The sequence below is a fragment of the Aliidiomarina shirensis genome (assembly GCF_003987345.1).
GTDB lineage: Bacteria > Pseudomonadota > Gammaproteobacteria > Enterobacterales > Alteromonadaceae > Aliidiomarina > Aliidiomarina shirensis.
Window position 1 is genome coordinate 201911 of the sequence record NZ_PIPP01000003.1, and the last position, 14974, is coordinate 216884.

The 14974-nt window shown below is 45.9% G+C and carries 17 protein-coding genes; 6 read left to right on the plus strand and 11 right to left on the minus strand.

All coding sequences use genetic code 11. From position 1 onward, the window contains the following. The 10 genes from CWE13_RS08320 to sufB all read right to left on the minus strand — a co-directional run bounded on the left by CWE13_RS08320 (window position 1) and on the right by sufB (window position 9849). Window positions 1-1470 (minus strand): coiled-coil domain-containing protein, encoded by a 1470-nt coding sequence (locus tag CWE13_RS08320; protein WP_126807671.1) that lies wholly within the window; start codon window positions 1468-1470, stop codon window positions 1-3. Window positions 1471-1504: 34 nt separating this feature from the next. Continuing rightward, on the minus strand, window positions 1505-2776 hold the full coding sequence (locus CWE13_RS08325; protein WP_126807673.1) for a hypothetical protein: 1272 nt from the start codon (window positions 2774-2776) through the stop codon (window positions 1505-1507). A gap of 31 nt (window positions 2777-2807) precedes the next feature. Further along, window positions 2808-3404 carry a hypothetical protein gene (locus CWE13_RS08330; protein ID WP_126807675.1) on the minus strand — a complete coding sequence of 199 codons (597 nt, stop codon included), beginning with the start codon at window positions 3402-3404 and terminating at the stop codon, window positions 2808-2810. A 397-nt stretch (window positions 3405-3801) separates the two neighbouring features. Further along, window positions 3802-4212, minus strand: coding sequence for a SufE family protein (locus CWE13_RS08335; RefSeq protein ID WP_126807677.1), 411 nt, complete (start codon window positions 4210-4212; stop codon window positions 3802-3804). 39 nt (window positions 4213-4251) lie between these two features. Then, window positions 4252-4782 (minus strand): putative Fe-S cluster assembly protein SufT, encoded by a 531-nt coding sequence (gene sufT, locus CWE13_RS08340; RefSeq protein ID WP_126807679.1) that lies wholly within the window; start codon window positions 4780-4782, stop codon window positions 4252-4254. 16 nt (window positions 4783-4798) lie between these two features. After that, window positions 4799-5155, minus strand: coding sequence for a HesB/IscA family protein (locus CWE13_RS08345; protein WP_126807681.1), 357 nt, complete (start codon window positions 5153-5155; stop codon window positions 4799-4801). Between the two features lie 10 nt (window positions 5156-5165). Beyond that, the gene (locus CWE13_RS08350; RefSeq protein WP_126807683.1) at window positions 5166-6389 is read right to left on the minus strand and encodes an aminotransferase class V-fold PLP-dependent enzyme; all 1224 of its coding nucleotides are present in this window, start codon (window positions 6387-6389) and stop codon (window positions 5166-5168) included. Then, window positions 6386-7654, minus strand: coding sequence for a Fe-S cluster assembly protein SufD (gene sufD / locus CWE13_RS08355; RefSeq protein ID WP_126807685.1), 1269 nt, complete (start codon window positions 7652-7654; stop codon window positions 6386-6388). The genes CWE13_RS08350 and sufD overlap by 4 nt, the downstream gene beginning before the upstream one ends. Continuing rightward, window positions 7651-8412: a Fe-S cluster assembly ATPase SufC gene (gene sufC, locus CWE13_RS08360; protein WP_420837038.1), complete on the minus strand. Its 762-nt coding sequence runs from the start codon at window positions 8410-8412 to the stop codon at window positions 7651-7653. Before sufC ends, sufD begins: the two co-directional genes overlap by 4 nt. Further along, window positions 8413-9849 (minus strand): Fe-S cluster assembly protein SufB, encoded by a 1437-nt coding sequence (gene sufB / locus CWE13_RS08365; protein WP_126807687.1) that lies wholly within the window; start codon window positions 9847-9849, stop codon window positions 8413-8415. It abuts the gene before it with no gap. Window positions 9850-10047: 198 nt separating this feature from the next. Here sufB and CWE13_RS08370 point away from each other — a divergent pair, with 198 nt between their 5' ends. Then, window positions 10048-10365 (plus strand): Mpo1-like protein, encoded by a 318-nt coding sequence (locus CWE13_RS08370; RefSeq protein WP_126807689.1) that lies wholly within the window; start codon window positions 10048-10050, stop codon window positions 10363-10365. A gap of 80 nt (window positions 10366-10445) precedes the next feature. On the opposite strand, the gene CWE13_RS08375 is transcribed toward CWE13_RS08370, so the two are convergent. Continuing rightward, on the minus strand, window positions 10446-10655 hold the full coding sequence (locus CWE13_RS08375) for a cold-shock protein (protein ID WP_007420064.1): 210 nt from the start codon (window positions 10653-10655) through the stop codon (window positions 10446-10448). 348 nt (window positions 10656-11003) lie between these two features. Between CWE13_RS08375 and CWE13_RS08380 the strand changes: the two genes are divergently transcribed. The 5 genes from CWE13_RS08380 (at window position 11004) to CWE13_RS08400 (ending at window position 14957) form a co-directional block, all read left to right on the plus strand. Continuing rightward, window positions 11004-12731 carry a GGDEF domain-containing protein gene (locus CWE13_RS08380; RefSeq protein WP_126807690.1) on the plus strand — a complete coding sequence of 576 codons (1728 nt, stop codon included), beginning with the start codon at window positions 11004-11006 and terminating at the stop codon, window positions 12729-12731. A 199-nt stretch (window positions 12732-12930) separates the two neighbouring features. After that, window positions 12931-13536, plus strand: a complete 606-nt coding sequence (locus CWE13_RS08385) for a hypothetical protein (protein WP_126807692.1) — start codon at window positions 12931-12933, stop codon at window positions 13534-13536. A 23-nt stretch (window positions 13537-13559) separates the two neighbouring features. Then, window positions 13560-14141 carry a hypothetical protein gene (locus tag CWE13_RS08390; RefSeq protein ID WP_126807694.1) on the plus strand — a complete coding sequence of 194 codons (582 nt, stop codon included), beginning with the start codon at window positions 13560-13562 and terminating at the stop codon, window positions 14139-14141. A gap of 12 nt (window positions 14142-14153) precedes the next feature. Next, window positions 14154-14738, plus strand: coding sequence for a hypothetical protein (locus tag CWE13_RS08395; RefSeq protein ID WP_126807696.1), 585 nt, complete (start codon window positions 14154-14156; stop codon window positions 14736-14738). A 9-nt stretch (window positions 14739-14747) separates the two neighbouring features. Then, window positions 14748-14957, plus strand: coding sequence for a helix-turn-helix domain-containing protein (locus CWE13_RS08400; protein WP_007420073.1), 210 nt, complete (start codon window positions 14748-14750; stop codon window positions 14955-14957). Window positions 14958-14974: the final 17 nt, after the last annotated feature.

Consider the following 14974-nt stretch of genomic DNA (forward strand, 5'->3'; position numbering starts at 1 on the left):
TTAAATCCGCTCATCACAGATGAGGGTAACGGCAATCGGTGCGGCCGATTGTTCTACCACCACAGTGATAATCTTTGAGCGGTATCCTTCACGCCGTCCTTCAAACTGATATGTGCCGGGTTTTAACGAAAATGAGTATTCGGAGTGAGTGCCCACTACACCCTCACCCAGCACTCGAACATGCGTCCGGTTATCACTGGTGAGCACTACCGTTACTGGCTGGTTCGCTGTTTCAATGAGCTGTTGCAACTCTTCAATAGCACTACTTAGGCGTGGGCTGATTTGCTCATAACGCTGAGCCGTTGCAACCGCTTCCTGTGCATTTTGCAACACAGCTAAATCAGCAAGCCGTTGTGGGCTATCGATATATCGTTGCAGTTGTGCCTGCGTTTGCACAATGGCGCTTGCTTGCGTTAGGGCATTATTCGAAACACTATGCGAGGGATATTTCTGCAACGCATTACTGGCTACCATAGCCACCGTAGCCCATTCATCGATCTCTTGAAATAGCGCCAACTGTTGTTCAATTTGTGCCAACTCTTGTTCCGCCCGTGCGTTTGTTAAGCGCGCACGGGCATTCGCTATTTCTGCACGACTTCCATCAATTTGTGCGGCTCGATTTATAGCGGTTGCTGCTCTATCCAAATCCCCCGAATCAAGCGCTTGTAGTGCTTGATCAAGCGCATTTAGAAATGCACGCTCGGCAAGCTCAGCACTTACTTCTTGGGCTCTTTCGGCCGCTTGTTCATGGTTCGGATCTAATGCTAGCAAGCTTTCTAACAACTCAATTTCCCGAAGTGGGTTGTTCTCTGCGCGCGCCGTTTGGCTTTGCAACCACAAGGCCTGAACCTCCTCATAAGCCTCTAATCGAGGCTGGAGTTCTAACGCCGGCGTGAAACTAGGGTTAATTCGAAGCGCTTCGGTATTCAATAATCGCGCACGGGATATTTCACCATCAGAAAACGCAGCGAATGCTTGTTCATACGCTTGCGTGAAGGCAGCTTGATATTCATTTTCAAGTTGGCTTATGGCGTTATTAAGGTCGCTGAGCGCTGCGCGGGTGCCAGCGTAATCAGCATCGGTGTATAACGCATAAGCATTTTCCAGCATTTGCTGAAAAGTAGTGAATTGCTCCGGCCGCCAAGCATTAAAAGCAGCGTTGGCACCTGCCTGCTGTAAACGCTGGCGCGTATCGGAAAGTTGTTGCTGGATAGCCGCTCGTTCAGCAGAATCAATAGGCGGCTGGTTGCTTGGTTCTTCAGCTTCCAGCGCACCATTCGTTCTCGAAACTTCTGTAAGCGCCTTATCCGAATCGGAATTAAACGATTTGGTTACGCTTAAAATTAAAAAATACAAAAGTGCCGCGAGGGCAACGATAAGTAGCGATACAAACGCCACTTTCGTTACCTTTTTCACGAGCTTCAGCCTCGCGGCTTTTACTTCGGATATCGAATCATCAATGTTAGACACAACTCACCTCTTACTTCTTGCCCATCAAGCTGCGCTACAGATTCTGATCCGGTGTCGCCTCTACTTTATAAATTTCTAAGAGTTGCGCCCGCAACTGGGTATATTGCTCACGTGCGCTACCCTGTAATTCAATCGTTTGATCACGATATTCAATAACCTGCGGCGTTACTTCGATATCCAGATTCTGGCCCATCTCGCTAAGTAGCTGGCGTTGATTATCCAGATTGCGATTGTTCTCAATAGCACCGCCTACGTTATACAGCGAAGTAGCCCCCAACACTATGGCGCCAATCTCACCGGCTGTTGACCCTGAGTTTTTCATTAGCAAACCAGCACCTACTGCGGCGAGTAGTGCCGTGGCTTGCCTACGGCCGCGTTGTGCTTTTTCGCGGCGAATAGAAGCAGCAATGGGTAAGGTTTCGCGGTGATAATCGCTATAGCTCGAATCGCTTTGCTGATAGTAAGCCGCATAGTTATCTTGCAGCTCAGAGATAAAGTTTTGCTCTTCGGCCTGAATCAAACGAATACGCTGTAGCATTGGATCTTCATCGGCTGGAAAGCCATTGATGCTGTACACCACGCCGTTCCGGGTTGATTTTTGCTCAAGGTAAGAACCCATCGTTTCTGGGCTATACATAGCCGCATAACGCAGCTCCGTTACCGCTTGAATATTTGCTTTCTGAGCTTCACTTTTCTCACGTAATAAATCATAAACGTAATTGGCGATGCTGGTGAAAATCGGCTCATACGGGTTGTTACCACTATTGAATGCATCGCGGTAAAAGCCTTCGCTCACCTGATATTCGAAGGTTTGCGAACCCCAAAGCGCATTGGTGCCATCCATTACCCGCACACTGATGCTAATGGTTTCGGTATCAGAATGATTAATTTTTCCCAACACATATAGATCAGCTGAAGAGTTCGTGTCAGGTGTTACATCAATCGAGCCAAACGAATTCGTTTTGCTTAATGCATTTTTTGTATCTAGAGCAAAACGATTTGCTTCAAGACGACGAATTTGTGGCCAAATATCATCTTCTACCAATTGCTCGTAATCCACGTTGCCGTTTCTATCCAATGGCAAGCCCGGATCAAACACAGGTACTGCAACATTCAAATAAATATCGGAATTATAGGTGTAGTTACGTTGATTATTGCCCAACGTACCTGAACCAGAAGGGCCCGTCATGCTTGGTCCCACGTGGCGAACATCAGGGCCTGTTTGGCAGGCCGTTAACACGAAAGCAGTAATACCTAGTATTAGGAATTTACGAACTACCTGAACCATTGATTTAGAAAAATGCATACCCGCTCCCTACTCTTTATATCCGTTGCCGTTACTGGCAGCCGTAATCGTTTTTAAGTTTCTCAAAATGAGCCTTTTCGGATTCTGTTTTTGCTCCGGCCAAGCCTTGCTTAATCGCATCACAAACGGTTGACGTGCCACCTTTGCCAGTTGCCCCGCTATGGTTGCGCGAAGCAGAAGCCGGGGGTGCCGTATCTTCAGTACTATCAAGTTCAAGGTCTTCTGGTATTTCACTAGCGAGCTCAGCACCATCGCCACCATCGATTAATCCAACACTACCCGCATTTACCATCCGCTCTTGCGCCGATTCGTTGGCTGCTGCACGACAAGCTTCATAGTTACCTACATTCGCCTCAATATTCGCATTTAGCAAGGTAACTCGTTCGGCTCGTGTAAGTTCTTGCTCAAAGAAATTATCGAAAACCAAGTGTGAGCAATCCAAATAGAATACCGAGCTAACCGGAGCCATAGGCGCAGAAACGGCTGCGTTCTCTGTATTCTCCGCTTTTGGCTTCTCACTTTCTTCCCGCTCTAATGAAAAAGCAGGCAGCGAAATGCACAGAGCACCCATAACTAGCGCGGTTTGCGCCAGAATACTTAGGTTAACTTTCCGCTTAAATACGTTCATATTGATACCGCCATTCACGCTCAATCACTCACGCCAAATTGTTCGTAATTATCAAGCCTATACTCTATATCCAAAATGAAGGTTTACGCCAACTATATATTAAACTTCCACTTTTAGCAGTTACTATACCATTAGGTATTGAAATTATAATATGGTTCCCTTAACTGCCTACGTATCTATAAATGTAGCCTAAATTAGGGTTTCTTGCTCGAATTTACGCTTTCTAAGCCTTCGCCATTATTATCGTTCATAAAGCACTTTTCTAACGATCACCCACAAAAAAACGCGCCTATCTGGCGCGCCTATTCCCAACTCTTTTACCTACTTTTAAGTTTTCTCGGCAAGCGTATTTTCGTTACTATCCCTAATACCGTTAGAGAAAGTACCGTTAGCAAAATTAAGCCGCTTCGGCAGCAATCGCTTTAATTTTGCCTACAATAGCGCGCAAACCATTGCCACGAGTTGGCGATAAGTGATTCTCTAAATCAATCGCCGCAAAATACCCATCAATATCAAACTCGGTAATTTCCTGCGGCTTTTTCTCGTTATACGCTGCCATTACCATGGCTAATAAGCCCCGAACAATCATAGCATCGCTATCAACACGGAAGCTAAGCACGCCATTGTTCTCTTGTGTAATCATCCACACATCGCTCTGGCAACCTTTCACTTTCAATTCTGGCGCACGTTCTTCTTCAGGTAACTTCGGTAATGCTTTACCAAGATCGATAATATACTGATACCGAGATTCCCAATCGTCGAGAAACTCAATATCTTCAATAATTTCGGTAGTGCTTGGTAAGTTCATGTTGTTCTCACGTTCAAAATTAGCGTTCTGCTTAAAATTCTAAAAAAATACGCCCGCTTCGAGTTGCGCTTCTTCGCTCATCATATCGCGCGACCAAGGTGGATCAAACACCAGCTCCACTTTCACGTCTTTCACATGCGGCACCATACCCACTCGATATTCCACATCGCCCACTAACACAGGGCCCATGCCACAGCCTGGTGCGGTGAGTGTCATATCAATAGTTACAACACCTTGCTCGGCATCAACCACTACTTTGTAGATCAAGCCAAGTGATACAAGGTTAATCGGAATTTCAGGATCGTAAACCGTTTCCAGCGCTTCCCAAACTTGCGCTTCAGAAACCTTGCCATCTTCCGGTTCAGGGAAATTCAATACGGTAGGCTTACGGCCAATAGCATCGGCATCGGTGCCATCAATACGCAACATATTGCCGCCCCAAGTTACGGTGTAGTTGCCACCGAGATCTTGCGTAATGTTTACGAATTCACCGCCAGGAATGATTTTCACTTCCCCAGTAGGCACACGGCGCGCTTTGCAATCGCGAGTGGTAGTAACAATCTTGTGCATATTTGCCTTACAGAAGTTAACTTACGCTGAAACTTTCGCCGCAGCCGCAGGCATCAACAACGTTAGGGTTATTAAATTTAAGAATACCGTTAATACCTTCTTTCACGTAATCAAGCTCGGTATTTCGCAACATTGGAACCGCTGATTTCGCCACCGCGAGCGTGAGCTTTTCGTTCACTTCAACAACTTCATCGCCTTCTTCCGGTACATCAGCTAGATCAACAACATAAGCATAACCCGTGCAACCGCTGGGCTTGGTAGATAAACGGATTATCTTTTCCGGTGTTGCCGCAATTTTTGCCTCAAAGTGCTTAGTGGCACTTGGGGTTACGGTAATCACACGAGATTCAGGAACAAAACTTTCAACTGACATAGCAACTCCTTTAAGCAAGCATCATTTGGGCTTTTTTCAACCCAACAAACAACTGCTCAACTTCTTCGAGTGTATTATAAATACTAAATGAAGCCCGCGCAGTACCTGGTACACCAAGCCGTTCCATTAATGGTTGGGCGCAGTGATCACCAGTGCGAATAGCAATACCTTGGCGATCAAGCAAGAAACCAACATCGGCGGGGTGTGAACCTTCAAGAACAAAGCTATACACACCAATTTTATCTTTGGCATTCCCTACGAGGCGTAAACCTTCAATGCCACCGCCCAACTCAACAGCTCGCTGCAACAACGCTTTCTCGTGCGCTTGCACCGCGCTCATATCTAACTGTTGGAACCAACGAATAGCCGCGGCTAAACCAATCACACCGGCAATATTGGGCGTGCCCGCTTCTAAACGATTCGGCAGCGCACCCCAAGTAGCATCTTGGTAGCTTACTGAAGCTATCATTTCGCCGCCGGTTAACCATACTGGCCAATCTTCCAGCACTGCCTGCTTGCCCCAAAGTACGCCTACGCCTGTTGGCCCGAATACTTTGTGGCCGGAAAACACGTAGAAATCGCAATCAATGGCCTGCACATCAACATTTCCGTGAGCAATGCCTTGCGCGCCATCAATGAGAACGAGCGCGTTTGGCGAATGCGTGCGCACCTGACGAATTAAATCAACAATCGGGTTCACCGTGCCAAGAGCATTCGAAATATGCGGCATGGCCACAAACACCGTATTTTTACTCAGCAGCTGCGTAAAGGCTTCACGATCTAACGTACCGTTATCATCAATTGGCGCAACATGCAGTGTTGCACCACTGATTTTACAAGCTTGCTGCCACGTAACTAAATTCGCATGGTGTTCAAGCTCGGTAACCACCACTTCATCGCCTGCTTTTAAGCGCTGCGCCATGCCTTTACTAACAATATTAATGCCTTCGGTAGTACCGCTAGTCCAAATCACTTCTTCACGGGCGTTGGCGTTAATAAAATTCGCCATAACTGTACGCGAATCTTCATACAAGCGGGTAGCTTCATCACTTAAAAAGTGGGCACCACGATGCACATTAGAGTTACTTTGGCTGTAATAATTCACCAACGCATCAATCACCGCTTGCGGCTTTTGCGTCGTAGCTGCGTTATCGAGATAAACCAAAGGCTTACCGTGCACTTCACGGCTTAAAATCGGAAACTCTTGGCGTAACGCTTGAACATCTAAGCTCATTTTGTCTCCATGGCACTGAAACGCTCACGCAACAACGGCTGTAACCATTCTGATAATGCCTTATTCGGCATTTGGTTTACCAGTTCTTGCACAAAGCCAAAGTTCAACATCACTAATGCTTGGCTACGTGGAATGCCACGAGTTTGCAGATAATAAAGTTCTTTTTCAGCTATTTCAGCCACCGTTGCACCGTGCGCACACTGCACGTCGTCGGCATAAATTTCTAGCTCTGGCTTGGTATTAATTTGGCCACCGCGCGATAACAACAAGTTGCGGTTGTTCAGCTCCGCCAGTGTTTTTTGCGCATCACGATGAATATGAATACGGCCATTAAATACAGCTTTCGCTTTATCGCCAACAATACCACGGGCATTTTCTTCGCTGGTGCCGTTAGGCTTCGCGTGCTCAATGGTAGTGTGAAGATCGAAATGCTCTTTTGGCGCCAGCAAGTAAATACAATTCATTTTCGCAAACGCATGTTCAGCGGCATGAATCACATCAGTATCAATACGCGTTAAGCGGCTACCATAGCCCACAATCGTGCTATTCAAACGTGAACTTTCGCCCATTTTAAAATGGCTGCCACCCATGTGAATGGCTTCTTGGCCGTGCATGGCAAAACGATAGTGCTCTAATTTACTCTCGCTACCGAGCACATACTCAGCATATGCCGTATTCATGCTATGGCCATTGCCTGCACCATGCTCGATAACGGTAACTTTCGCGTTATCACCCACGTTCACAAGCACACGGTGATGCGATTCCACGCCATCGGTAACAAAGTTCACGATACGGATAGGCTGTTGAACATCAGCGCCAGCGGCAACATCAATAACCACACCTTGCTCAGCTAAAACATCGTTCACCAACCCAAATAAATGGTGCGCAGGCTTTGCCTGGTTAAATAGTTCACTAATCCGCCCTTGTTGCTCGGCATTCACGCCGTGCAATTGGGTAACAGTAACGCCGGCAGACAAGGTTAACATACTAAAATCGGTAACCGGCTGACCATCTACAAACACCAAATCAAGGCTGTTTAAGCCTGCAATAGCCGGAGCTTCGGCATTCGCAACGCTTGCGCTGTTGCCTGCTTGCTTAAGTTCTAATTCCGCCACTTCATGCAGCGATGTATACCGCCATGCTTCAGTGCGGCGCGTAGGCCAGGCTTGCTCGCGTAACGTTGCTAGTGCAGTTTGCCGAACAGGGCTCAGCCAATCGTTAACCGTGCTGGCACGATCAAGAACGTTTGCTAACCACTGGCTCATGCACTTGCCTCCTCATGGCCTTCAAGCCACGCATAACCAGAGGTTTCAACTTCTTTTGCTAACTCAGGGCCGCCACTTTTCACAATTTTGCCATCGGCAAGAATGTGCACAAAATCAGGCTGAATGTAATCAAGCAAGCGTTGGTAATGGGTTACAACAATAAAGCTGCGCTTGCCATCACGTTGGCTGTTTACGCCATCGGCCACTACTTTCAATGCGTCAATATCAAGGCCGGAATCTGATTCATCAAGAATACAAAGTTTCGGCTGTAACAAAATCATCTGCATAATTTCGTTACGTTTTTTCTCACCGCCAGAAAAGCCTTCGTTCACGCCACGCTTCAAGAAATCGAGCGGCAGGTTTACTTGTTTGCACGCTGCTTTCGCAGTTTTCAGAAACTCAGCGGCCGAAAGTGGCTCTTCGCCACGCTCTTTACGTGCCGCATTTACGCTTTCCTTCATAAATTCCATATTGCTTACGCCAGGAATTTCCACCGGATACTGGAATGCCAAAAAGATACCGGCGCGCGCGCGTTCATCTACTTCCATTTCGAGTAGATCTTGCTTTTCAAATTCAACACTTCCGCTTTCTACTTCATAGCCTTCGCGGCCCGATAACACATAACCTAGCGTACTCTTACCGGCGCCATTGGGGCCCATGATCGCATGCACTTCACCTGGGTTGATAGTGAGATTAAGCCCTTTAATAATGGTTTTCTCTTCAACACTGGCCTGCAAATCTTTAATGGTTAACATCATTTACCCCACTGAACCTTCAAGACTAATTTCAAGTAATTTGCCCGCTTCTACTGCGAACTCCATCGGTAACTCTTTAAATACTTCTTTACAGAACCCGTTCACAATCATCGATACCGCTTTCTCCGTATCAAGACCACGTTGCTGGCAAAGGAACAGCTGATCATCACTTACTTTCGAAGTGGTAGCCTCGTGCTCAACAATGGCTGAAGGGTTCGAGCTTTCAATATACGGGAAGGTGTGTGCCGCCGATTTATCACCAATCAACAACGAATCACACTCGGTGAAGTTACGTGCGCCATCGGCTTTCGGGCCCATTTTCACCAAACCGCGGTAAGCATTGCTGCTATTACCTGCAGAAATACCTTTCGAAATAATGGTCGATTTCGTGTTCTTACCAAGGTGAATCATCTTCGTACCGGTATCCGCTTGTTGGCGGCCACGGGTTAAGGCAACAGAATAGAACTCACCTACGCTGTTATCGCCACGCAAGATGCAGCTTGGGTATTTCCAAGTAATCGCCGAGCCGGTTTCAACTTGGGTCCAGGAAATTTTAGCGTTGGTTTCGCAGATACCGCGCTTGGTCACAAAGTTATAAATACCGCCTTTACCGTTCTCATCACCCGGATACCAGTTCTGCACGGTGCTGTATTTGATTTCGGCATTATCCAGCGCTACTAATTCAACCACTGCCGCGTGCAGCTGGTTTTCATCGCGCTGAGGCGCAGTACAGCCTTCGAGGTAACTTACGTGGCTACCTTCTTCGGCGATAATCAGGGTGCGTTCAAACTGCCCGGTGTTTAATTCGTTGATACGGAAATAGGTAGAAAGCTCCATTGGGCAACGCACGCCCTTTGGAATATAAACAAATGAACCATCGGTAAATACGGCACTATTTAATGCAGCGAAGAAGTTATCGCTCCGCGGCACCACGCTACCAATGTACTTTTTAACTAAATCAGGGTATTTCTTGATGGCTTCAGAAATCGGGCAGAAGATAACGCCCGCTTCTTCAAGCTTAGCTCTGAAAGTGGTTACTACCGATACCGAATCGAATACCGCATCTACCGCTACACCCGCAAGCATCTCTTGCTCGTGCAGTGGAATGCCCAGTTTTTCATAGGTGCGCAGTAATTCAGGATCTACTTCTGCCAGCGATTGCGGCTTATCTTTCATGCTTTTCGGTGCCGAGTAGTAAGAAATTGATTGGTAATCAACTTTCTCATAGCCCAAATGTGCCCAATCAGGCTCTTTCATTTTTTGCCACGAACGAAACGCCTGTAAACGCCAATCTAGCATCCACTCTGGCTCTTCTTTCATCGCGGAAATACGACGAATAACGGATTCATCCAAACCGATGGGGAAAGTATCTGATTCAATCGCAGAAACGAAGCCAGCATCGTATTTACGCGCTAGAGCTTGATCGATTTGTTCACTCATCCTGTTACCTCTTGTTCAAACCATGATGTTCATACCATCTTGAATACCCGTAATTATACATTTCCCGACTAAATCACTCAAGTATTAAGGGCAAAACAGTTCAAACAAAAAGCACGCTTCAGGGTGATTTTGCTGGCCAACTTGTAACCAAACGGAAATAGCGCTATTTTTTGATCAAAGCGTTAGGAGTACAAGACTATGATTCGCACCGTACCAGATACATTTTCGAGCTTTAAAGCGTTCTATCCGTATTACCTACAAGAACATAAAAATCGTACCAGCAGGCGCTTACATGTTATTGGCAGCTTGTTAGTGTTAGCTATTATTGTTACGGCGATTATCACAAGCACTTGGATGTTACTGTGGTTAGTACCGGTGGTAGGTTATGGCTTTGCTTGGGTGGGGCACTTTTTCTTCGAAAAGAACAAGCCCGCTACGTTTAAACACCCGCTTTACAGCCTAATGGGCGATTGGGTAATGCTAAAAGATGTGCTTACCGGAAGGCTTCCTTGGTAAACAAGCCGAGTAAACAAAACGGTTTCATTCAGCCATAAAAAAACGCGCCAGAAGGCGCGTTTTTTAGTGAGCTATGTAAATTACACAGCTACGATATTTTCTGCTTGAGGACCTTTAGGGCCCTGAGTAACAGTAAATTCTACAGTTTGACCTTCAGTCAAAGTTTTAAAACCGCTGCTAACGATTGCACTAAAGTGAGCGAACACATCAGCGCCGCCTTGTTGTTCTAGAAAACCAAAACCTTTAGCTTCGTTAAACCATTTAACAGTACCAGTTACAGTATTAGACATAATTAACATCCTGAAATTTATAAAATAAAAGTGCCCTTTCGAGGCGATAATTCGGAGAGAAAATAAAAACAAAATTAAATACTACAGGACGGAGGTAATTACGAATAATACGGCAACGCAGTGAAGTTCTAAATAATATTTACTATCCAACGCCGGCTAGCCTACTCCTATCTGAGTGAGAGTCAACGTTTCTTTTAGAAAGAATTAAATATATGTTTTTATTTAGCTTTTTATTAGAGCAACAAACACTGTTCAGGTAGGCATGCGCAGCTACACGCATGTTTCACAGGAATGTCATACGAATAGGTAAAACTTGCCACATGTTTTACTAACCGAACAGCACTTAATATGCTAGAAAACGCTATCGATACAGGTTCATTGTTCTCTGTTTATCAACCCATTGTTGATACCTATCGCGGTGCCATTATTGGCAATGAAAGCCTGATACGCGGCCCTAGGGATAGTGCGTTTGAGCTACCCGCAGCTATTTTCTCGGCAGCCGATGAACTCGGAATACGCAGAGGTTTGGAATGTTATTGCTTACGAAGTGCTGTGGGTTCATATCAAAAATCCGAGTTTAACGGCCTACTGTTCATCAACATCAACCCAAACTTTCTCAGCAATGACGATGTTTTCCGTGAATTAGCCGCGCTGCAGAAAAACTCTTCAACTCCCATCGTGTTAGAGCTATCTGAACAGCATCCGGTAGAGAACATATTGCAGCTAAAGAAAGCGACGAACCGCTTACGGAACTTGGGCTTTCGATTCGCCATCGACGACCTCGGTGCCGGCCATTCAAGTATGATGCTCTGGGCTGAAATACGCCCTGAGTTTATAAAAATTGATCGCTATTTTATTAGCGAAATACACAAAAACCCCTACAAACGAGAGTTCGTGCAGCATATCGTAACCCTTGCTAAAAACTTGCACGCCACGGTAATTGCCGAGGGCATTGAAACGATTCAAGAGCTTCGCCAATTACAAAAAATAGGTATTTTTGCCATGCAAGGTTTTCTAATCGGCAGGCCGGCGCTACAACCACTGAATACCGAATTGCTTGAAGCTTTACTCGCGGAAGAAAACCACCTTGATCGATATAATTCTTTACATGCCTTGGTAGAAGATACAACTGTTGTCACCAGCTCTCGAAGAATTTCAGATATTCTCGATTATTTTCAACAAAACAACCGGTTAGTTGCCATTCCTGTGGTCGATAACGAACAAATTACGGGCATTATTCGGCGCGGGCAATTCATGGAATTGATGTCGAGTAATTTCGGCAGAGCACTCTATGCCAGCAAACCAGTTTCTCTTGTGATGCAAACGAACGGGCTGATTATCGATATCAATGCACCGCTAGAGCAAGCAAGCGCATTGCTCACTGAGCATGAAGATACACTCGATCAACACGTGCTCCTCATTCAGAAAAACGGTAAATACTGCGGTGTGATTGCCGTTCCTAGCCTGCTGCGCCGCATTACCGAGTTCCGTATTCAGAATGCGCGTTATGCAAACCCACTTACCTTGCTGCCTGGCAATGTACCAATCAACCAACAGATTGATTTACACATCACCAATCAACACGCATTTTTTGTGCTCTACTTCGATTTAAATAACTTTAAGCCCTACAACGATATTTATGGTTACCATCAAGGTGATACGGTTATTCAATGGTTCGCACAAATGCTGCATGAAGTGTTTACCGAACAAAATTATTTCGTGGGCCATGTTGGCGGTGATGATTTTATCGTGATCGGCGATAAAAACTTCAACAAGCAACTGCTTGATGTACTAAAAAACAAGTTTTTAGAGGAAATTCAAGGATTTTACCGCCAGGAGCACTTAGAATCGAATACCATTTTAGCGCGCGCTCGAAATGGCCGCTTCCAAAATTTCCCTATCCTCGATTACAGCGTAGGCATTGTGGAAGTTAGCCCCAACTCAATATTCTCTCATCAAGAAGTATCCTCCTTGGCGGCTGATTTGAAACGCAAAGCGAAAGCAAACCCCAAGGGTATAGCGCAATGCAAAACCACCAGCGCCGATACACCCACCGTTCGAAAGGCAATGAATTAGCCGTATCTCGAAGCTTCCGCAAACACGGCAGGGGGTGCTCTTACCTATCATTTTACGTTTATCATAAAATAATACTTGCATATCATAAAATGCCGATCTATTTTATAAACAACGGTGCAATACATACGCACAAACCTTTTTATCAACACAGCCGCGATGTAGCCAAAACACAGGGGCTCGGCATTTTCGGAGAATAACTATGAACACAAATGCGTTTAAATCTGCCGGCTTCGCCGCAATCGCGTTGGCAATTCTGTTTCCGGTTTATTGGCTTTACGCATTCGGCACGCTAAGCGCTGAATCATTTGAAGCCGCCTTTCAAAACGACCTCACCAGCCTAAATGGATGGGATGTTTTATTCGTTATTATTGGTGCACTCGAAATCGCGGTGTATGTGGCGCTCGCCAAACTGTGCCGAAATCAACTTAACGGCAACTTACCCGCGGTTTTACTCATTATTATGGCGGTTGTTGTAGGCCTTTTTCATGCCACGGTTGTGGTTGATATAACCTTAGCACTCGGTCTGGCCGCATTGAGCGATACATTAATGAACGTTACCGTTATATTTGGCCTCATCTGCCTATTTTTATATGCCGTAGTAGCCTTTATTTTCGCCATCAGCATGCTCATCCGCTTTGCCCAACTTTCAATGCCACTCAAAGTGTTCTCCGTGGGCCTACTCATAGCCTGCGTGTTCCAATTCACTGTAGTGCTGGGCATTGTGAATATCTTCTTATTCCCGGTGCTATTAATTGTGCTCGCGATTCAGTTTTTCCGCGGTGACCACGAAGTAGAAGTTGTGTGAAACAACCGTTAAAAGGATTTCAAATGCCCTATTACAATGCAAAATTCGCCGCCGCTATTGCGTTATTGCTCACGATATTGATACCCGTTTACTGGCTTTCACAATTTGGTGTGTTCTTTGAAAAACTGATGTGGCCGAGCACCGAGAACACCTTCTACTGGCGTCATATCTTCACTGTGCTCATGCACGTTTTAGTGATCGTTACCTTGCTAAACGTCCGGGCATCATTAGCCCATTTAGAGGCAACCCTGTTAAAGCGCATTATCGTAGGGTTTGCCCTTATCATTGCGCTGTTCTCCGTAATATGGGTACTGTTTGGCAAAGTAGAAGCTGCTGGTCCTGATTCACCCTTAATTATTTTAGGAAGCCTTCTGGTATTAATGCTACTCAGTGGACTCGTAACATTTAGCGCTGCAATACAATTTCACCAGCCGAAGCTACCCGCAAGCCTTCGCATGGCTGGCCTATTTATAGCCCTATCAATTCTGCTTCCAGCGATTACCCTAGCAGTATTGTTACCGGTAACCCCTATCATGCTCACTATCGGTTGTGGATTTATCGCTGTGTATTTTTACAAATCCACCCAACCTGTCGATGTGGTGTAACCGGAGGCTGTTATGAAAAACTCACGCAAGTTAACGGCGAGCCTAGCGATTCTTGCTGCGCTGTTATTGCTACTGATTATGAATTGGATGGCAAGCGCTATCACCAGCGAGCCGAGTTTTGCAGGGGAAACCAGCATTGCGCGTGTGCTGGTAATCGGGTTATTTCAAGCTATTGGCCTGTATCTACTGCTGGCACTACGAAATGAATTCAAAACACTTTTAGTGAGCAGTGGAACACAGCTACTGCTTAATCTACTACTCGTTGTATTAGCCATAGCGATGCTTATTCAATGCATTTGGTTTCTTTTAGAGGGGCCTGCAACTGGGCGTATTTCCGTGAGCAACTATTACACACTCGATGTCCTACTTTTGAGTACGGTGTTGGTTTTAGTGATTACATTATGCGCGTTCGGCGTAGCACTTGCGCTTAGCCGCTCGTTAAGCTCCCAGCTTTTGCGAGTAACCGGTGGGTGTGTTGCCGCCGGCTCACTCGTAATGCTTGTTAGCATTCCAATCAGCACCGTTGCTTTTTTGGCTGGCTTGATATCGCTCGCCATACATTTTTGGCGAAACAAAGCCAACATCGATATTGTTTAAGAGGCCACCATGAACATTCGAATTAACTTAGATGTGGAGCTCGCCAAAAACAAAATGCCGTTAACCGAGCTTTCCGAGCGGGTAGGTGTTTCGCTCACCAATTTATCGCTTTTAAAAACGGGCAAAGTAAAAGCCATTCGCTTCAGCACCCTCGAAGCTATTTGCGAAGCGTTAAATTGCCAACCTGGGGATATTTTAGAGTATGTGCCACCGAAGTAACTCGGTGGCTGCTAGGA